Annotated in this window: 19 protein-coding genes; 9 read left to right on the top strand and 10 right to left on the bottom strand. The window is 69.4% G+C overall.

Annotation, left to right across the window (positions count from 1 at the left end):
* Nucleotides 1-73: 73 nt before the first annotated feature.
* The 4 genes from RWE79_RS26110 to RWE79_RS26095 all read left to right on the top strand — a co-directional run bounded on the left by RWE79_RS26110 (nt 74) and on the right by RWE79_RS26095 (nt 6,161).
* A complete protein-coding gene (locus RWE79_RS26110; protein ID WP_475942496.1) occupies nt 74-3,853 on the top strand; it encodes a multifunctional oxoglutarate decarboxylase/oxoglutarate dehydrogenase thiamine pyrophosphate-binding subunit/dihydrolipoyllysine-residue succinyltransferase subunit in 3,780 nt (1,259 codons plus the stop codon).
* Between the two features lie 215 nt (nt 3,854-4,068).
* Nucleotides 4,069-4,254, top strand: coding sequence for a DUF6104 family protein (locus RWE79_RS26105; protein WP_475942495.1), 186 nt, complete (start codon nt 4,069-4,071; stop codon nt 4,252-4,254).
* 97 nt (nt 4,255-4,351) lie between these two features.
* Complete coding sequence (locus RWE79_RS26100) at nt 4,352-5,233, top strand: DUF4097 family beta strand repeat-containing protein (protein ID WP_475942494.1); 882 nt, start codon at nt 4,352-4,354, stop codon at nt 5,231-5,233.
* A gap of 1 nt (nt 5,234) precedes the next feature.
* Nucleotides 5,235-6,161: a PadR family transcriptional regulator gene (locus RWE79_RS26095; protein ID WP_475942493.1), complete on the top strand. Its 927-nt coding sequence runs from the start codon at nt 5,235-5,237 to the stop codon at nt 6,159-6,161.
* Between the two features lie 70 nt (nt 6,162-6,231).
* Here the strand turns inward: RWE79_RS26095 and RWE79_RS26090 are convergent, their stop codons facing one another.
* Nucleotides 6,232-7,194 (bottom strand): zinc-binding dehydrogenase, encoded by a 963-nt coding sequence (locus tag RWE79_RS26090; protein ID WP_475942492.1) that lies wholly within the window; start codon nt 7,192-7,194, stop codon nt 6,232-6,234.
* Nucleotides 7,195-7,370: 176 nt separating this feature from the next.
* Nucleotides 7,371-8,582 carry an NAD(P)-dependent malic enzyme gene (locus RWE79_RS26085; protein ID WP_475942491.1) on the bottom strand — a complete coding sequence of 404 codons (1,212 nt, stop codon included), beginning with the start codon at nt 8,580-8,582 and terminating at the stop codon, nt 7,371-7,373.
* 498 nt (nt 8,583-9,080) lie between these two features.
* Between RWE79_RS26085 and RWE79_RS26080 the strand changes: the two genes are divergently transcribed.
* From RWE79_RS26080 to RWE79_RS26070, 3 genes are read left to right on the top strand one after another with little or no spacing between them, the layout of a single operon-like run.
* Nucleotides 9,081-10,028 carry an ABC transporter substrate-binding protein gene (locus RWE79_RS26080; RefSeq protein WP_475942490.1) on the top strand — a complete coding sequence of 316 codons (948 nt, stop codon included), beginning with the start codon at nt 9,081-9,083 and terminating at the stop codon, nt 10,026-10,028.
* 24 nt (nt 10,029-10,052) lie between these two features.
* Nucleotides 10,053-10,994 carry an amino acid ABC transporter permease gene (locus tag RWE79_RS26075; protein WP_475942489.1) on the top strand — a complete coding sequence of 314 codons (942 nt, stop codon included), beginning with the start codon at nt 10,053-10,055 and terminating at the stop codon, nt 10,992-10,994.
* Between the two features lie 3 nt (nt 10,995-10,997).
* Nucleotides 10,998-11,765, top strand: coding sequence for an amino acid ABC transporter ATP-binding protein (locus RWE79_RS26070; protein ID WP_475942488.1), 768 nt, complete (start codon nt 10,998-11,000; stop codon nt 11,763-11,765).
* Between the two features lie 74 nt (nt 11,766-11,839).
* Here the strand turns inward: RWE79_RS26070 and RWE79_RS26065 are convergent, their stop codons facing one another.
* A complete protein-coding gene (locus RWE79_RS26065; RefSeq protein ID WP_475942487.1) occupies nt 11,840-12,589 on the bottom strand; it encodes a methyltransferase domain-containing protein in 750 nt (249 codons plus the stop codon).
* An 80-nt stretch (nt 12,590-12,669) separates the two neighbouring features.
* Between RWE79_RS26065 and RWE79_RS26060 the strand changes: the two genes are divergently transcribed.
* Nucleotides 12,670-13,299 carry a CGNR zinc finger domain-containing protein gene (locus tag RWE79_RS26060; RefSeq protein WP_475942486.1) on the top strand — a complete coding sequence of 210 codons (630 nt, stop codon included), beginning with the start codon at nt 12,670-12,672 and terminating at the stop codon, nt 13,297-13,299.
* Here RWE79_RS26060 and sodX read toward each other — a convergent pair.
* Entirely contained in the window at nt 13,203-13,643 is a 441-nt protein-coding gene (gene sodX / locus RWE79_RS26055) for a nickel-type superoxide dismutase maturation protease (RefSeq protein WP_475942485.1), read from the bottom strand. The genes RWE79_RS26060 and sodX overlap by 97 nt on opposite strands.
* 148 nt (nt 13,644-13,791) lie before the next feature.
* Between sodX and sodN the strand changes: the two genes are divergently transcribed.
* Complete coding sequence (gene sodN, locus RWE79_RS26050) at nt 13,792-14,187, top strand: superoxide dismutase, Ni (RefSeq protein WP_475942484.1); 396 nt, start codon at nt 13,792-13,794, stop codon at nt 14,185-14,187.
* Between the two features lie 7 nt (nt 14,188-14,194).
* Here sodN and RWE79_RS26045 read toward each other — a convergent pair whose 3' ends face one another.
* The 6 genes from RWE79_RS26045 to RWE79_RS26020 all read right to left on the bottom strand — a co-directional run bounded on the left by RWE79_RS26045 (nt 14,195) and on the right by RWE79_RS26020 (nt 17,637).
* Nucleotides 14,195-14,428, bottom strand: coding sequence for a hypothetical protein (locus tag RWE79_RS26045; protein ID WP_475946107.1), 234 nt, complete (start codon nt 14,426-14,428; stop codon nt 14,195-14,197).
* A 129-nt stretch (nt 14,429-14,557) separates the two neighbouring features.
* A complete protein-coding gene (locus tag RWE79_RS26040) occupies nt 14,558-15,430 on the bottom strand; it encodes a GNAT family N-acetyltransferase (RefSeq protein ID WP_475942483.1) in 873 nt (290 codons plus the stop codon).
* A gap of 86 nt (nt 15,431-15,516) precedes the next feature.
* Nucleotides 15,517-15,684, bottom strand: a complete 168-nt coding sequence (locus RWE79_RS26035; protein WP_475942482.1) for a hypothetical protein — start codon at nt 15,682-15,684, stop codon at nt 15,517-15,519.
* The gene (locus RWE79_RS26030) at nt 15,681-16,811 is read right to left on the bottom strand and encodes a radical SAM protein (protein ID WP_475942481.1); all 1,131 of its coding nucleotides are present in this window, start codon (nt 16,809-16,811) and stop codon (nt 15,681-15,683) included. Before RWE79_RS26030 ends, RWE79_RS26035 begins: the two co-directional genes overlap by 4 nt.
* Entirely contained in the window at nt 16,808-17,386 is a 579-nt protein-coding gene (locus RWE79_RS26025; RefSeq protein ID WP_475942480.1) for a hypothetical protein, read from the bottom strand. The genes RWE79_RS26030 and RWE79_RS26025 overlap by 4 nt, the downstream gene beginning before the upstream one ends.
* Complete coding sequence (locus RWE79_RS26020; RefSeq protein ID WP_475942479.1) at nt 17,380-17,637, bottom strand: ATP-binding protein; 258 nt, start codon at nt 17,635-17,637, stop codon at nt 17,380-17,382. Before RWE79_RS26020 ends, RWE79_RS26025 begins: the two co-directional genes overlap by 7 nt.
* Between the last annotated feature and the right edge of the window lie 56 nt (nt 17,638-17,693).

Raw genomic sequence — 17,693 nt, 5'->3', positions numbered from 1 at the left:
GAGGGCCCCGGTAGGCGTAGCCTTTATTTCCGCTGTCCATCACCTTGTGAAGCGGAAGAGGGCGGTTGCCGCCGTGTCGCCACAGTCCCCCAATAGCCCGATGACCGAGACCGACGGGCAGGGCAAGAGCCCTGCCGCCGGCTTCGGACCGAACGAGTGGCTTGTCGATGAGATCTACCAGCAGTACCTCCAGGACCCGAACTCGGTAGACCGAGCCTGGTGGGACTTCTTCGCCGACTACAAGCCAGGGGCGGACACCGGATCCGCGGTGGCCGCGCCCGCGGCCCCACCGGCCCCAGCCGCCCCCGCGGCGGCTCCGGCCGCGCCGGCCCAGGCCCCGGCTGTCCCGGCCGCCGCCGCTCCGCCCGCGCCCCCGGCTCCCGCCCCGGCGGCTCCTGCCCCGGTGGCGAAGCCCGCTCCGGCGCCGGCCCCCAAGCCGGTGCCCGCCGAGCCCGTCACGAAGGCCGCCGTGGCGTCCTCGGGCGGACCGGAGTACGTGGTGCTGCGCGGCCCGTCCGCGGCCGTGGCGAAGAACATGAACGCCTCGCTGGAGCTGCCCACGGCGACGTCCGTGCGCGCGATCCCTGTGAAGCTGCTCTTCGACAACCGGATCGTGATCAACAACCACCTCAAGCGCGCCCGGGGTGGCAAGGTCTCGTTCACGCACATCATCGGCTACGCCATGGTGCAGGCGCTGAAGATCATGCCGTCGATGAACTACTCCTTCACGGAGAAGGACGGCAAGCCGACGCTGGTCAAGCCCAGCCACGTCAACCTCGGCCTCGCCATCGACCTGGTCAAGCCGAACGGCGACCGGCAGCTGGTCGTCGCGGCCATCAAGCAGGCCGAGACCATGAACTTCTTCGAGTTCTGGCAGGCCTACGAGGACATCGTCCGCCGCGCCCGCGTCGGCAAGCTGACGATGGACGACTTCTCCGGCGTCACCGCCTCCCTGACCAACCCCGGCGGCATCGGCACCGTGCACTCCGTGCCGCGCCTGATGCCCGGGCAGGGCCTGATCCTCGGCGTCGGCTCGATGGACTACCCGGCCGAGTTCCAGGGCACCTCCCAGGACACCCTGAACAAGCTGGGCATCTCCAAGGTGATGACCCTCACCTCGACCTACGACCACCGGGTCATCCAGGGCGCCGCCTCCGGCGAGTTCCTGCGGATCATGAACCAGCTGCTGCTGGGCGAGAACGGCTTCTTCGACGACATCTTCGAGGCGCTGCGGATCCCGTACGAGCCGGTCCGCTGGCTCAGGGACATCGACGTGTCCCACGACGACGACGTCACCAAGGCCGCCCGGGTCTTCGAGCTGATCCACTCCTACCGGGTCCGCGGCCACGTCATGGCCGACACCGACCCGCTGGAGTACCGCCAGCGCAAGCACCCCGACCTCGACGTCATCGAGCACGGCCTCACCCTGTGGGACCTGGAGCGCGAGTTCGCGGTCGGCGGCTTCGCCGGCAAGGCCATGATGAAGCTGCGCGACATCCTGGGCGTGCTGCGCGACTCGTACTGCCGCACCGTCGGCGTCGAGTTCATGCACATCCAGGACCCCAAGCAGCGCAAGTGGATCCAGGACCGCGTCGAGCGCCAGCACTCCAAGCCCGAGCGGGACGAGCAGCTGCGCATCCTGCGCAGGCTCAACGCGGCCGAGGCCTTCGAGACCTTCCTGCAGACGAAGTACGTCGGCCAGAAGCGCTTCTCCCTGGAGGGCGGCGAGTCCGTCATCCCGCTGCTCGACGCCGTCATCGACGCGGCCGCCGAGTCGCGTCTGGACGAGGTCGTCATCGGCATGGCCCACCGCGGCCGGCTCAACGTGCTGGCGAACATCGTCGGCAAGTCGTACGCCCAGATCTTCCGCGAGTTCGAGGGCAACCTCGACCCGAAGTCGATGCACGGCTCCGGCGACGTGAAGTACCACCTGGGCGCCGAGGGCAACTTCACCGGCCTGGACGGCGAGCAGATCAAGGTCTCGCTGGCCGCCAACCCCTCCCACCTGGAGGCCGTGGACCCGGTCGTCGAGGGCATCGCCCGCGCCAAGCAGGACATCATCGGCAAGGCCGGCACCGACTTCACCGTCATGCCGATCCAGCTGCACGGCGACGCGGCCTTCGCCGGCCAGGGCGTCGTCGCGGAGACGCTCAACATGTCGCAGCTGCGCGGCTACCGCACCGGCGGCACCGTGCACATCGTCATCAACAACCAGGTCGGCTTCACCGCCGCCCCGGCCGCGTCCCGGTCCAGCTTCTACTGCACCGACGTGGCCCGGATGATCGAGGCGCCGATCTTCCACGTCAACGGCGACGACCCGGAGGCCGTGGTGCGCGTCGCGCGGCTCGCCTTCGAGTTCCGCCAGGCGTTCAACAAGGACGTCGTCATCGACCTGGTCTGCTACCGCCGCCGTGGTCACAACGAGTCCGACAACCCGGCCTTCACCCAGCCACTGATGTACGACCTGATCGACAAGAAGCGCTCGGTGCGCAAGCTGTACACCGAGTCCCTCATCGGTCGCGGCGACATCACCCTGGAAGAGGCCGAGCAGGCCCTGCAGGACTACCAGGGCCAGCTGGAGAAGGTCTTCACCGAGGTCCGCGAGGCCACCGGCACCGCCCCGGCCACCGCCGAGGCCCCCGGCCCCAAGGCCGAGTTCCCGGTGGCCGTGGACACCGCGGTCTCCCAGGAGGTCGTCAAGCGGATCGCCGAGTCCCAGGTCAACATCCCCGACCGCGTCACCGTCCACCCGCGCCTGCTGCCCCAGTTGCAGCGCCGCGCGTCCATGGTCGAGGACGGCACCATCGACTGGGGCATGGGCGAGACCCTCGCCATCGGTTCCCTCCTGCTGGAGGGCACCCCTGTCCGTCTGTCCGGCCAGGACTCCCGGCGCGGGACGTTCGGCCAGCGGCACGCCGTCCTCATCGACCGGGAGACCGGCGAGGACTACACCCCGCTGCTCTACCTCTCCGAGGACCAGGCCCGTTACAACGTCTACGACTCGCTGCTCAGCGAGTACGCGGTGATGGGCTTCGAGTACGGCTACTCCCTGGCCCGTCCCGAGTCCCTCGTGATGTGGGAGGCCCAGTTCGGTGACTTCGTCAACGGCGCCCAGACCGTCGTCGACGAGTTCATCTCCTCCGCCGAGCAGAAGTGGGGCCAGACCTCCGGCGTCACCCTCCTGCTCCCCCACGGCTACGAGGGCCAGGGCCCGGACCACTCCTCGGCGCGCATCGAGCGCTTCCTCCAGCTGTGCGCGCAGAACAACATGACGGTCGCGGTGCCCACCACCCCGGCCAACTACTTCCACCTGCTGCGCTGGCAGGTCCACAACCCGCACCACAAGCCGCTCATCGTCTTCACCCCGAAGTCGATGCTGCGCCTGAAGGCGGCGGCCTCGAAGACGGAGGACTTCACCTCCGGCAAGTTCGAGCCGGTCATCGGCGACACCGCCGTCAAGCCCGAGGACGTCCGCAAGGTCGTCTTCTGCTCCGGCAAGGTCTACTACGACCTCGTCGCCGAGCGTGAGAAGCGCGGCGCCTTCGACACCGCCTTCATCCGCATCGAGCGCCTCTACCCGCTGCCGGGCCTGGAGATCCAGGCCGCCCTGGCCCCGTTCACCAAGGCCCAGAAGTACGTCTGGGCCCAGGACGAACCGGCCAACCAGGGTGCCTGGCCGTTCATCGCCCTCAACCTCATCGACCACCTGGACCTCGTCCTGGGCGCAGCCCCGGACAACGCCGACCGGCTGCGCCGTGTCTCGCGTCCGTCCTCGTCGTCGCCCGCGGTGGGTTCGGCGAAGCGGCACCAGGAGCAGCAGGAGTCGCTGCTCCGCGAGGTCTTCGAGATCTGAGCGGCTCCGCCCGCGGGCCTCGTACGACCCGTGGTTACCCGTACGGCCCGCAGGGCCCCGCGCCGAGTGCGCGGGGCCCTGCGGCGTTCTGTCCGGCCGGCCCGGGGGAAGTGCCCGCGGGGCGCACCCGGCCTGCGAATATCCTGTCCGGGTACACCCCGTCCCCGGGTAGACCCCGTCCCCGGGTACGTCCCGTCCCTGATCCGGAGCATCCCTTGTACTTCACCGACCGCGGCATCGAGGAGCTGGAGCGCCGGCGTGGCGAGGAGGAGGTCACCTTCGAGTGGCTGGCCGCCCGTCTGCAGGAGTTCGTGGATCTCAACCCGGAGTTCGAGATCCCGGTGGAGCGGCTGGCCACCTGGCTGGCCCGGCTCGACGACGAGGACGATGCCGACGAGTAAGCCGTGGGCCACTGCTTGACTTCCGCCGTACGCGATATATCGTCTGTTTGGAGAGACGCGATATATTGCGTTGTCGGCGCACCCGAGGAGGGGCGAAATGAGCGGCACGTCGGAATGGTCCGTGACCGAGCCGGACAAGCTGGTCTTCGAGGGCCCGGTCGACACCCTGCACGTACGCATCGTCAGCGGTGCGGTGAACGTGGTGGGCGTGGAGGAGGGGCCGGCCCGGCTTGAGGTCAGCGAGCTGGAGGGGCCGCCGCTGGTCGTGAGCCACCGGGGCGGCACGCTGACGGTGACCTACGACGACCTGCCGTGGAAGGGCCTGTTCAAGTGGCTCGACCGCAAGGGCTGGCGGCGCCACGCCGTGGTCTCGCTGGCGGTGCCGCAGCGGACCGGGGTGTCGGTGGGCGTGGTCGGGGCGAGCGCGGTGGTGTCCGGGATCGCGGAACGTACGCACGTACGCGGGGTGAACGGGGAGATCGCGCTGGTCGGGCTGACCGGCGCGGCGAGCGTGGAGACCGTGGCCGGGAGCGTCGAGGCGCAGGCGGTGTCGGGGGACCTGAAGGTCAACACGGTCTCCGGCGACCTGACGGTGATCGAGGGCAGCGGGGCGGCCGTCACGGCGGATTCGGTCAGCGGCAACATGGTCCTCGACCTGGACCCCCGTCAGGGCGCCGACGTACGGCTGGCGACCGTGTCGGGGGAGATCGCGATCCGGATCCCGGAGCCGGGGGACGCGGTGGTGGACGCCAACACCACCAGCGGCGCGGTGAGTTGCGCGTTCGACGAGCTGCGGGTGACCGGGCAGTGGGGGGCCAAGAGGATCACGGGGCGGATCGGCTCGGGCGGGGCGCGGCTGAAGGCCACCACCGTCTCCGGGGCGATCGCGCTGCTGCGCAGGCCCCCCATCGAGGATGCGGCGACCGCTCAGGACACAGCGGACACAGCGGACGCCGATCCGTTCCGGAAGGACAGCTGACATGCCCCCCGTCTTCGCCCACGGCCGGCTCCGGCTCTATCTGCTGAAGCTGCTCGACGAGGCGCCGCGCCACGGCTACGAGGTCATCCGCCTGCTGGAGGAGCGCTTCCAGGGCCTGTACGCGCCCTCCGCCGGCACCGTCTACCCGCGGCTGGCCAAAATGGAGCAGGAGGGCCTGGTCACGCACTCCACCGAGGGCGGCCGCAAGGTGTACTCCATCAGCGACGCCGGTCGTGCCGAACTCGCCTCCCGCGCCGGCGAGATCGACGACCTGGAGAACGAGATCCGCGAGTCGGTGTCCGCCCTCGCCGCCGAGATCCGCGAGGACGTCCGCGGCGCGGCCGGCGATCTGCGCCGCGAGATGCGCGCCGCCGCACGGGAGGCACGGACCAGGCCGCAGGACGGCTACGGCGCCGACTTCCGTGCCATGAAGGAGGAGAGCCGGCGCGCCAAGGAGGAGGCCCGCAACGCCCGCCGGGCGGCCAAGGAGGCCCAGGATTTCGCCCGGGACGAGGTGCAGCGGATCGCCCGCCGGGTGCAGGACGAGGTGCAGGAGCACGTCCGGCACGGCGACTGGCAGGGCGGCCTGAAGGAGGGCCTGGCGGAACTCACCCGTGAACTCGGCCAGTTCGGCCGCTCCACGCCCCGGCCGGACTACGTCAGGCCCGAGCCGGCCGCCGCCGGGACCCCGGACTGGGGCTCGGACTGGGCCTCGGAGGACGCGCCCGTGAGCGACGATCCCGCCCGCGACCTGGAGCGCCTGCTCGACCGCTTCCGCGACGACGTCCGGGACGCCGCCCGCGACCACGGCGTCACCCCCGAGCAGCTGCGTGAGTCCCGCCGTCATCTGTCGACCGCGGCAGCCCACATCGTCGTCGCCCTGCGGGGCCCCGGGGGCCACGAGAAGAGCGGACCCGCGGGCAACTGACCCCCTGGGCTTGGGCTGCGTGTTCGCCGGGCGACGCCCCGCGCGCACGCGGCCGTGGCCGCACCGCCGGTCACACCGTCAGCACGATCTTCCCGAACAGTTCGCCGCCGGCCATCTTCTCGAAGCCCTCGCGGGCCCGGTCCAGCGGCAGCACGGAGTCGATCACCGGCCGCACACCGGTCGCCGCGCAGAAGCTCAGCAGGTCCTCCAGCTCGTCCTTCGTACCCATGGTGGAGCCGACGACCTTCAGCTCCAGGAAGAAGATCCGGTTCAGCTCGGCGGACCTGGGGCTGGGCCCGGACGTGGCGCCGGAGATGACCAGGGTGCCGCCGGGCCTGAGCGACTTCACCGAGTGGGACCAGGTGGCGGCACCCACGGTCTCGATGACCGCGTCGACCCGGTGCGGCAGCCGCCCGCCCGCCTCGAACGCCGCCTCGGCTCCCAGCTCGACCGCGCGGGCGCGCTTGGCCTCGTCACGGCTGGTGGCGAAGACCCGCAGCCCGGCCGCCCGGCCGAGCACGATCGCGGCGGTCGCGACGCCGCCGCCGGCACCCTGGACCAGAACCGAGTCGCCGGGCCGCACACCGGCGTTGGTGAAGAGCATGCGGTACGCGGTCAGCCAGGCCGTCGGCAGGCACGCGGCCTCCGCGAAGGACAGCTCCTTCGGCTTGCGCAGGACGTTCCAGCTCGGCACGGACACCCGCTCGGCGAAGGTCCCCTGGTAACGCTCGGTCAGAATGGACCGGGGCTCGTCCGGGCCCACCCCGTGTCCGGACTGCCCGATGACGGAGTGCAGGACGACCTCGTTGCCGTCCTCGTCCACCCCCGCCGCGTCGCAGCCGAGGATCATCGGCAGGCTCTCCTCACCGAGCCCGACCCCGCGCAGCGACCACAGGTCGTGGTGGTTCAGAGAGGCGGCCCTCACGTTCACCGTGGTCCAGCCGGGCCGGACCGGCGGCTCGGGGCGCTCCCCCAGCTCAAGGCCGTTCAGCGGCTGGTCACGGTCGATGCGGGCGGCGTAGGCAGCGAACATGACCTTGAAACTAGCCGCGCGGGGCGGGCCCGTGAAGGCCCCGCCCCGCGAAGCGACGTACGTCACCCGGCTGCGTTTCAGCGCCCCCGGCCACCGCCGGGAGGTGCCCCCGGTCCGGCGAACGATGACGGAACAGCCACCGGACGGATCCGGTGGACCAAGCCGGGGTCACCCCACTAGCGCCGCGCCACGCCCTCGGCCCGGGCCGCGGCTGCGACGGCCGCGGCCACCGCGGGGGCGACCCGCTCGTCGAACGGCGACGGGATGACCTGGTCCGCCGACAGTTCGCCGTCGACCACGGCGGCCAGTGCCTCCGCCGCCGCGATCTTCATGCCCTCGGTGATGCGGGAGGCCCGCACCTGGAGCGCGCCGGCGAAGATACCGGGGAAGGCCAGCACGTTGTTGATCTGGTTCGGGTAGTCACTGCGCCCGGTGGCGACGACGGCCGCGTACTTGTGGGCGACGTCGGGGTGGATCTCCGGCGTGGGGTTGGCCATCGCGAAGATGAACGCGCCCTTCGCCATCCCGGCGACCGCTTCCTCGGGCACCGTGCCGCCGGAGACGCCGATGAAGACGTCCGCGCCGGCCAGGGCCGATTCCAGGGATCCGGTGAGCCCGGCCCGGTTCGTATACGAAGCCAGCTCGCGCTTCGCGGAGTTCAGGTCGTCGCGCCCGGCGTGCACGACGCCCTTGCGGTCGGTCACGGCGACATCGCCGATACCGGCCTCGACCAGGATCTTGGCGATGGCCACCCCGGCCGCGCCGGCGCCCGAGATCACCGCGCGCAACTCGCCCAGGGCCCGCCCGGTCAGCCGGACGGAGTTGCGCAGCGCGGCGAGCGTGACGACGGCGGTGCCGTGCTGGTCGTCGTGGAAGACCGGGATGTCGAGCCGCTCGATGAGCGCCCGCTCGATCTCGAAGCAGCGGGGCGCCGAGATGTCCTCCAGATTCACCCCTCCGAAGGACGGGGCGAGCCGCACCACGGTCTCGACGATCTCGTCCACGTCCGTGGTCGCGAGCGCGATCGGCACCGCGTCGACACCGCCGAACTGCTTGAAGAGGATCGCCTTGCCCTCCATCACCGGGAGCGAGGCCTCGGGACCGATGTCGCCCAGTCCCAGCACCGCCGTGCCGTCGGTCACGACCGCCACCACGTTGGACTTCCACGTGTAGTCGTGGACGAGTTCCGGCTGCTCGGCGATGGCGGTGCAGACCTTCGCCACACCGGGCGTGTACGCGAGCGACAGATCGTCGGCGTCGCGCACGGGAACCGTGGCGGACACCTCCATCTTGCCGCCCCTGTGCAGGGCGAACACAGGATCGACGGGATCGACCGAAATCGCGTCACCGTCACTTTCGGTGCGAGGATTGACAATCTCCGCTGCCACTTTTGACCCCTTTGTCTGAATTTTGGCTATGAGGGTACTACCCCCCGCGACAGGAGGTAGGCGGGCTCGGCGGGCGCACCTGCGGGCACATGAGTGGTCCCGCGACGCACCGCGCCGGGCGTGCCGCACGCACGCACTGGGCCCCGGATGAGGGGTAAGGGTCTGTTCTACCGGAAGACCGTTTCGACTGACGAGTCGAATGCGCCACACGCCGTCCCGGCGGTCGGCGCGGATGGCGCAGAGCGCGACAAACCGTCCGAATAGCGGGATACCGCACGTGATGCGCGTAACTTGTCAGCACCGCCCCGCCGTGGTCCGACCCTGGTGTACCGGCCTGGCGGGAGCGCGGGGATCGCCCGTTATCCGATTTTGACACAACCGGTCACCTAAGAGCCCATGTCCGGATGGCAAGATGCCTGAGATCACACAACCCAGCTGTCCCCGAAAGTGTGTGCCAGACAAACCGGGAGCATCCCCACTCCGCAGGAGGAACCAGCAATGACCGCCAGCACCATCCGTCGCTCGACCGTCACCACCCGCCTCACCGCGGTCGGAGCCATCGCGGTCGCAGGGGCCCTGCTGCTCACCGGCTGTGGTGACCAGACCGAGAAGAAGTCGACGTCCACCAGCTCCAAGGCGCCGCTCGCCGGCAAGCTCCCCGCGAGCATCAAGAGCGCCGGCGTCATCAAGGTGGGCTCGGAGATCGCCTACCCGCCGGTGGAGTACAAGGAGAACAGCAAGATCGTCGGCATCGACCCCGACATCGCCGCCGCCCTCGGCAAGCAGCTCGGCGTCACCTTCCAGTTCAACAACGGCAGCTTCGACAGCCTGCTCACCTCCCTGCAGTCCAAGCGCTACGACGTGGTCATGTCCGCGCTCAGCGACACCAAGGACCGGCAGACCGGCGTCAACTCCGACACCGGCAAGAAGGTCGGCGAGGGCGTCGACTTCGTCGACTACCTGACCGCCGGTGTCCAGATCTACGTGGCCAAGGGCAACCCGCAGTCCATCTCCGGCTGGGACGACCTGTGCGGCAAGAAGATCGCCGTACAGCGCAACACGGTCTCGCACGACGCCGCCAAGGAGCAGTCCACGGCGTGCACGAAGGACGGCAAGAAGGCCATCTCCATCGAGGCCTTCTCCGCCGACACCGAGGCCCAGACCCGGCTGCGGGCCGGCGGCGTGGTGGCCGGGGTCAGCGACTTCCCGGTGGCCGTCTACGCGGCGAAGACCTCCGGTGGCGGCAAGGACTTCGAGCTGGTCGGCGACCAGGCCAAGGCCGACCCGTACGGGATCGCCCTCACCAAGGACAACACCAAGCTGCGTGACGCCCTCCAGGCCGCGATGAACGCGATCATCGAGAACGGCGAGTACGCCAAGATCCTCAAGAAGTGGGGCGCCCAGAACGGCGCCGTGACCGAGTCCAAGATCAACGGCGGCTCCTGAACCACGGCGTAAGAGGCGAATCCCATGTCCGAACCTCTCGACAAGGGCCCGGCCGGCACCCCGGCCGGGCCCCCCGGCTCCGGCGGTACCGCTCCGGACCACATCCGGGCGATCCCCGTACGCCACTACGGCCGTTATGTCTCCGCGGTCGTGGTCCTGGGCCTGCTGGCGCTGCTCGTCTACGCCTTCTCCCAGGGCAAGGTCCACTGGGGCACGATCCCCGACTTCTTCTTCGACCAGCGGATCCTCACCGGTGTCGGCAAGACCGTGTGGATCACCGTCCTGTCCATGATCCTGGGCGTCGTTCTGGGCATCGTGCTCGCCGTGATGCGGCTGTCGAAGAACCCGGTGACCTCGTCCGTCGCATGGGCCTACATCTGGTTCTTCCGCGGCACCCCGGTCTACGTCCAGCTGCTGGTCTGGTTCAACCTCGGCATCGTCTTCCAGACGGTGAACCTGGGTTTCTACCGCGACGAGTGGTCCGACTTCATGACGCCCTTCCTCGCCGCGCTGCTCGGCCTCGGCCTCAACGAGGCCGCGTACATGTCGGAGATCGTCCGCGCCGGCATCCAGTCGGTCGACGAGGGGCAGACCGAGGCCTCGCACGCGCTGGGCATGACGCACTCCCAGACCCTGCGGCGCATCGTGCTTCCGCAGGCGATGCGGGTGATCGTGCCGCCGACGGGCAACGAGTTCATCAACATGCTGAAGACCTCGTCGCTGGTCATCGCCGTGCAGTACTACGACCTGCTGCAGGCGGCCCAGGAGATCGGCAGCCAGTACGGTGCCACCGTCGAGGCGCTGTTCCTCGCCGCCGCCTGGTACCTGATCCTCACCAGCATCTTCAGCGTCGGCCAGTTCTACCTGGAGCGCCGCTACGCCCGTGGCACGCTGCGGAGCCTGCCTGCCACGCCGTGGCAGAAGGTGAAGGCCAACTTCGTCTCTCTCTCCTCCTGGCGGCGGTGACCCATGAGCATTCACCCCATGGTCAAGGCCGAGGGCGTCCACAAGTCCTTCGGCCCGGCCCACATCCTCAAGGGCATCGACCTGGAGGTCGCGCCGCGTGAGGTGTTCTGCCTGATCGGCCCGTCCGGTTCCGGCAAGTCCACCTTCCTGCGGTGCATCAACCACCTGGAGAAGATCAACGCGGGCCGGCTGTCGGTCGACGGCGAGCTGGTCGGCTACCGGCAGAAGGGCGACAAGCTCTTCGAGCTCAAGGACAGCGAGGTCGCCCTCAAGCGCCGGGACATCGGCATGGTCTTCCAGCGCTTCAACCTCTTCCCGCACATGACGGCCATCGAGAACGTCATGGAGGCCCCGGTCCGGGTCAAGCGGGAGAGCAAGGCGGTGGCCCGCGAGCGGGCGGTGACCCTGCTCGACCGGGTCGGCCTGGCCGACAAGGCCGGCAACTACCCGGCGCAGCTGTCCGGCGGCCAGCAGCAGCGGGTGGCCATCGCCCGCGCGCTGGCCATGGAGCCCAAGCTGATGCTCTTCGACGAGCCGACCTCGGCCCTCGACCCGGAACTGGTCGGTGACGTCCTGGACGTCATGCGCGGCCTGGCCGAGGACGGCATGACGATGATCGTCGTGACGCACGAGATGGGCTTCGCCCGTGAGGTCGGTGACGCGCTGGTCTTCATGGACGACGGCGTGGTCGTCGAGTCCGGCCACCCGCGCGACGTCCTGACCGACCCGCAGCACGACCGTACGAAGGCCTTCCTGTCCAAGGTCCTCTGAAGCGAGGAGCACAGGGCCATGCGTAAGGGGCGGCATCCATGGATGCCGCCCCTTACGCGGCTCACGGCGTCATGTCACTTCAGCCCGAGCACCACCGCGTCGGACCACGACCGCCACACCGCCCGCGCCTCGGCGAAACCCGCCTCGCGCAGCGCGTCCTCGTGCCACCGCACCGAGTGCTCCTCACCGTCCGCGTGGCTGCCGTAGATCTCGTACCGCCGCGCCGTGGGCCCGGCCAGGACCGGATCGGCCTTGGCGCTGCCCCACCACTGCTCCCAGTCCAGGACGCCCTCGGCCCGCTCGCGTTCCCGGCGGGCCCGGTCCTGTTCGAGGGCGGCGGCGTTGAGCCTGGGCGTGGACGGGTCCGGCATGTGGTCGGCGTTCATGAAGACCCCGCCGGTGCGCAGCACGCCGGCGATCTGCCCGTACAGCGCCCGCAGCGGCTCGGGCCGCAGCCAGTGCAGCGCGGTGGCGGTCAGCACGGCGTCGTAGGTGTCGTGGGGCAGCTTCGTGGCCCAGTCCGGCTCGCGCAGGTCGGCGGTGACGAAGGAGATCCTGCGGTCGCCGCCGAAGTAGCCGCGGGCGATGGTGAGCAGCGCCGGGTCGAGGTCCACCCCGGTCGACACCGCGTCCGGGAACCGCTTGAGCAGCCGGTCCGAGATGCTGCCCGTGCCGCATGCCAGGTCCAGCACCCGGGGCTCCGGGCCGGCCAGGGCCTCCACCATGTCCAGCATCACCCGGAAGCGCTCCTCCCGGTCCGGCAGGTACCACTCCTGCTGCCGGTCCCAGCTGTCCTGCCAGGCCTGCCAGTCAGCGACGCGCATGACGATCCCCTCCGCAACGTAATACCCTGAAAGCCAAAGCAGCCATTACCAACCCTAGAGCGCGTGCGTAAGGACTACAAGTGGAACTGGCCTATTACTCCGACTACGCCGTGCGCCTGGTGAACACCGAGGAGCCGAGCCGCGGCAGCGACACCCTGACCTCCGTCGAATCCGTCTGCGGCCTCTTCGGCAACGCCGCCCAGGCGGCCGGCCGGGTCGTCGAGTCCGACGTCAACCGACTGCGCGCCGTACGCACCCGGCTGCGCGGCGTATTCGAGGCCGCCGCCGAGAGCGACGAGGTCCGCGCCGTCGACCTGCTGAACTCCCTGCTCATGGAGTTCCCGGTCAGCCCCCAGATCTCGGGCCACCAGCACCTGGACGACACCGGGCGCCCCGACTGGCACATGCACCTCGCCGACCACGCCGCCAACGCCACCGCCGTCTACGCCGCCACCGCGTGCATGGGCCTGGCCTTCCAGCTCACCGAACTCGGCGTCGACCGCCTCGGCATCTGCCAGGCCGCGCCCTGCCGCAACGCCTACATCGACACCTCGACCAACCGCTCCCGGCGCTACTGCTCCGACCGCTGCGCCACCCGCGCCAACGTCGCCGCCTACCGGGCCCGCAAACGCCTGGAGAACGACCGGTCCGCCCTCAGCGGCCGCACGCACGACACCACCCACGAGGCCACCCCCGCCACCGACCGCTGAACCTCCAGCGGCGGCCTGAACCGCCCCAGCCCCCGCGCCAGCACCAGCTCGTCCGGCACCGTCCCGAACTGCCGGCTGTCGCTCTCCGCGAAGGTGTTGTCGCCCAGCACCCACCAGCCGCCCTCACGCCGCTCCACCGCGCGCTTGACGATCAGCAGATCCTGCTGAAGCGGGTGCCGCAGCACCACGACATCACCCTCACGGACTACCTCGGGACCGCGCACGTACTGGATCAGCAGCCAGTCGCCGTGTCTGAGCGTCGGCACCATCGAAGGCCCCGTCACCTCGACCACCTGGTACGACAACCCGGCCCGGCCCTCCCGGCCCTCCCGGCCCTTCCGCATGGCCCGCCTCCTCACGCCGTCCTCGGCTCCGCCACAAGCCCCAGAGTGACACCAGACTTTTGTCCTAAGCACCCAGGGGCACCCGAGAAAACGATCCCAGCAGGGAGTAATCTCCCATCTGGAAAGACGATCACGAGGAAGGACGGCCATGTTCACTCGCCTGTTCGCGCCCAAGGTTAAGGTCAGCGCCCACTGCGACCTGCCCTGCGGCGTCTACGACCCGGCCCAGGCCCGCATCGAGGCCGAGTCCGTCAAGGCGGTCCAGGAGAAGTACCAGGCCAACGAGGACCCGCACTTCCGTGCCCGCGCCATCGTCATCAAGGAACAGCGCGCGGAGCTCGCCAAGCACCACGTCTCGGTGCTGTGGAGCGACTACTTCAAGGCCCCCCACTTCGAGAAGTACCCCCAGCTCAACACCCTGGTCAACGACGCCCTCAAGGCGCTCAGCGCCGCCAAGGCGTCGACCGACCCGGCCACCGGGCAGAAGGCGCTCGACCTGATCGCCGAGATCGACAAGATCTTCTGGGAGACCAAGAAGGCCTGATCCCGCGCTAACGCCGCACGACCCGCGGCGATGCCCTGATCTGGAATCTTCGGCCCGCACCCGGTCCGTCGTGGACGCCGAGCACGCAGTCCACGACGGACCGGGTGCGGTCGTCTTCTCCGGGCCACAGGTGCGCGTAGATCCGCAGCGTGATGACCGCGGTCGCGTGTCCGAGGACCACCTGCAGCTGCTTGACGCTCGCCCCGCCGACGACGAGCGCCGAAGCGTAGAAATGCCGCAGGTCGTGAGTGACCAGGTCTCGCCGACCCCTCCTGGCCCGCCCTGACCACCGCCCTCGCCCAAAGTGCCGGATACGAGCCCCGCCGGATCCTCACGGGCGGGCTTCAGCTGTTCCCAGCGGATACGGCATTCACAACGGCGTAGAGCACACAAACCCCAGGGACCGAAGGCCCTCTGACTGGCAAAGCCTGTCAGACGCTCCGCAGGCCTCGGTCTGAAGCAACTGGTAGGCGGCACCGTGGGCCTGGCCCCAGTTCATGGCAGCTCGCCAGAGCTGACGTCCGAATCCCCGCCCTCGGTGTTCCGGCAGCACGCCGAAGTACTGGGGCATGAGCTGGGCCGTACCAATGGCGTCTGGGCGGATCTCCATCGGCCCGATTGCGCCTGCCACTCGGCCTCCGGCGATCGAGACGAGCACCGGGCCGACCGTTCGTGCCTGCATGCAGCGGTAGAGGAAGGTGAAGCCGTCAGCGGCCGTCTGCTGGGCGAAGTCACCGAAGGTGCGCTGCACCCCCGGAGGGGAGTGGTCAAAGAGCAGCACACGGCCGTCGGGCGGCGGTGATGGGCTTGCCGTGAAGTCCTTGAGCTGGATGCGCGTTCCTCGTACCTGACGGGCTGGAACCTCCGGGCCGAGAAACCAGACCACGCGAGCCCTTTTCACGTCGTGGACGGCGCAGAGCTTCGCGGCCAGCTCTTCGGCGCTTACGCGGCTGTCCGGCTCGGTTCCATAGATATGTACCTTCACGGTGCCCGAGCCGCGTCGCAGGAGGGTTGGGATCAGGGTCTCGCCGGGCCGGTGAGTGATGCCCTCGACCAGGACCGTTTCGTCCTTGACGTCAGACCAGCGAAGGTCCTTGTCGTACCTGAGGAACCGCTCGGTGGGCGCAGCGATCAGGGTGTCCGTGAAGAGGTCCTCGGTGAGCACCGACGGGTGCACCGGGCCGATCGTCGGCACGAACGGAGCCGTCACCACCGGACGGAGCCAGTCCCAACGGAATCGCATGACGGCACCCTATTCATCTCCCACACAAGGCGCAGGCCCCGACGCGAACGCGGCGGGGCCTGCCCGGAATTGAACGTTTGCGCTGGTCAGTGCGGATTGTCGTCGCTACCCGAGCACGAGCAGGCGATGCCGCCCATCAGGTCATCGAGGTCTCGCTCGATGACCACGGCCGACGTGGCGACGAGATGCTCCGGCAGTTCGGGCCGCGTCTTCGGCGGCGGTGTCCTCTGGATGGTCACTGCTACTGCGGTCATGCGTTCACCGTTTCCTTCCGGGGTTGGCCGTGCTGGCAGTAGTTCTGCAGTGGGGCCCTCGCTTCCTGGAACTGCTTGGCCAGTGGCCGGCACACCAGGCACGAGCCGGACAGCTGGCAGCCGGAGCAGCCCCCGGTGCGAAGCATCAGGTTGTCGGCGACGCCGGGGAGGCGGCGCAGCCCTTCGCGGCCTTCGGTCATGAGGTCGATCTGGTCGTCGCGGCCGACCTTGCAGATGCTGACTTTGGCGTGCGGGTCGGCGTGGAAGAAGGTGTGGCCGGCGTTGCAGCCCGCGAACGGCGTCCGCTCGCGCAGGTGCTTGCTGGACTGGGCGAGCAGGGATTCCGGGCCGCCGTAGATCGTCGGCGTCATGTTCGTGTAGACGTGGTGCCGCAGGCCCCAGTCCTCCGCCATGGCGACCATGGCGTCGATCTCGTGGGCGCTGTCCTCGGTCACCACGATGTTCAGCCGCACGGGGAGTCGGGCTTCACGTGCCGCCGCCATGCCGCGCTGGAAGGTCTTCCACGAGCCCCTGCGCTGGGTGAGCCCGTCGAAGCTCGCCTCGGTGGCCCCGTAGACGCTGACGACGAGCCGGTAGGCGGGGCACTCCTCGAACATCGTCAGGAGCGAGGGCTCCCACAGGCGGGAGGCGTTGGTGGATACGGTCAGCATCATCCCCAGGGCGGCCGCGTGGCGGTAGGCGTCCTGGAAGTGCCTGTCGATCGTCGGCTCACCGCCGGTGATCTGCAGCCACAGGACCCCGGCGTCCCGCATGATCTCCAGCAGCCGCACCTTGTCGTCCCAGGCCAGGCCGGAGAACTCCTTCAAGCCCAGGTAGCAATGCTTGCAGGCGAAGTTGCAGCCCAGATTGATCTCCCAGCTCGCCCGCGCGAAGCCGTACGCCGACGGTTCACGCACCAGCAGTACCTGCCCGCTGTGGACACTGAGTTCGAGGCCCCAGGTCGTCCGGGCGGCGTCGCTGAACCACGGCGGGACCGGCCCCTGCGTACGCACCAACTGCTTCAGTTCCTTGAAGGACGACTCGGGCAGCCGGACCCCGGTTTCGCTGCCGGGGCGTACGGCCAGGTACCCGTCCAGGAACGGGCTCACGATGATTTCGTGGGTCATTTGGTCCTTCCCTTCACCTCGTGGGCACGGGATCCGCCCCCGCTGCGACCTGTCCTTATGAGCTCGGTCACCACATCTGATTGACCCCACCGTTGCGGATTTCGCACGGCACGGGCCGTCCCGAAGAACAGGCGGCCGGCGTCCATCCCGCGGTCGAGGTAGTTATCGATGTCGGCCATGGCGCTGGTCCGTGCGAGTGGGTCAAGGCCGACGACCACTGCGACGACCGGCCGCTCCAGCAGCAGCCGAACCCACCGGGGATGGACGGGAAGCTGCAGCCCGTAGCGGGCGCCCTCCGGCCGCAGCACCACCCGCGATCCCGGGCCGACGGACAGGCATGGGCCCAGGTCAGGCAGGGGTTCGTCGGATCTGCCCATGCCGAGCGCAGAGGCGAAGGCACGCATCCGCTGGTCAACAGTCCGGCCAGTGCCCTCGGCGCTGCGCACCGGGGCGTGCGCGACGAGCACCATCCCTACCTGAGCCTCGACCGGATCGAGGCCGACCCATGTGAACGCGCTCAGCGACGACAGCAACCCGGGAGAGACGTACGTGTCAGGTGTCGGCCCGGTCAGCATGCGAAGGCCTCCACGCTGGGGCCGTCACCGGTTCCAAGCCGGAACTCCGACCACACCGTCTTGCCGCCTTCGCTTTCCAGGACGCCCCGGTCGTCGGACAGCGCCTCGACGAGCAACAGTCCTCGGCCCGTTGTGTCCTCCCACCGAGCCGTTCGACGTACCGGCCGACCGGTGCCGTGGTCGTCGACTTCAACCCTCAGCTTGTTCTTTATCTGCCGGCCTCGAACAGCACCTCGAACTGAGTCGCTCACCTGGGGATTCGCCGGACGTGCGGGCGGCCTTCGTCTGATCGTGTGTTCCGACCAAG

The organism is Streptomyces sp. RLA131 (assembly GCF_056270125.1).
The sequence above is the reverse complement of the archived record's forward strand: the minus strand, read 5'-3'. Positions and strand labels throughout refer to the sequence as shown.

What these genes read in the sequence shown, in the direction of transcription:
- RWE79_RS26100 (WP_475942494.1), top strand. Translation starts at nt 4,352, where the DNA reads ATGAGCGGCACGTCGGAATGGTCCGTGACCGAGCCGGACAAGCTGGTC.
- RWE79_RS26095 (WP_475942493.1), top strand. Translation starts at nt 5,235, where the DNA reads ATGCCCCCCGTCTTCGCCCACGGCCGGCTCCGGCTCTATCTGCTGAAG.
- RWE79_RS26090 (WP_475942492.1), bottom strand. Translation starts at nt 7,194, where the DNA reads ATGTTCGCTGCCTACGCCGCCCGCATCGACCGTGACCAGCCGCTGAAC.
- RWE79_RS26080 (WP_475942490.1), top strand. Translation starts at nt 9,081, where the DNA reads ATGACCGCCAGCACCATCCGTCGCTCGACCGTCACCACCCGCCTCACC.
- RWE79_RS26075 (WP_475942489.1), top strand. Translation starts at nt 10,053, where the DNA reads ATGTCCGAACCTCTCGACAAGGGCCCGGCCGGCACCCCGGCCGGGCCC.
- RWE79_RS26070 (WP_475942488.1), top strand. Translation starts at nt 10,998, where the DNA reads ATGAGCATTCACCCCATGGTCAAGGCCGAGGGCGTCCACAAGTCCTTC.
- RWE79_RS26065 (WP_475942487.1), bottom strand. Translation starts at nt 12,589, where the DNA reads ATGCGCGTCGCTGACTGGCAGGCCTGGCAGGACAGCTGGGACCGGCAG.
- sodX (WP_475942485.1), bottom strand. Translation starts at nt 13,643, where the DNA reads ATGCGGAAGGGCCGGGAGGGCCGGGAGGGCCGGGCCGGGTTGTCGTAC.
- sodN (WP_475942484.1), top strand. Translation starts at nt 13,792, where the DNA reads ATGTTCACTCGCCTGTTCGCGCCCAAGGTTAAGGTCAGCGCCCACTGC.
- RWE79_RS26040 (WP_475942483.1), bottom strand. Translation starts at nt 15,430, where the DNA reads ATGCGATTCCGTTGGGACTGGCTCCGTCCGGTGGTGACGGCTCCGTTC.
- RWE79_RS26035 (WP_475942482.1), bottom strand. Translation starts at nt 15,684, where the DNA reads ATGACCGCAGTAGCAGTGACCATCCAGAGGACACCGCCGCCGAAGACG.
- RWE79_RS26030 (WP_475942481.1), bottom strand. Translation starts at nt 16,811, where the DNA reads ATGACCCACGAAATCATCGTGAGCCCGTTCCTGGACGGGTACCTGGCC.
- RWE79_RS26025 (WP_475942480.1), bottom strand. Translation starts at nt 17,386, where the DNA reads ATGCTGACCGGGCCGACACCTGACACGTACGTCTCTCCCGGGTTGCTG.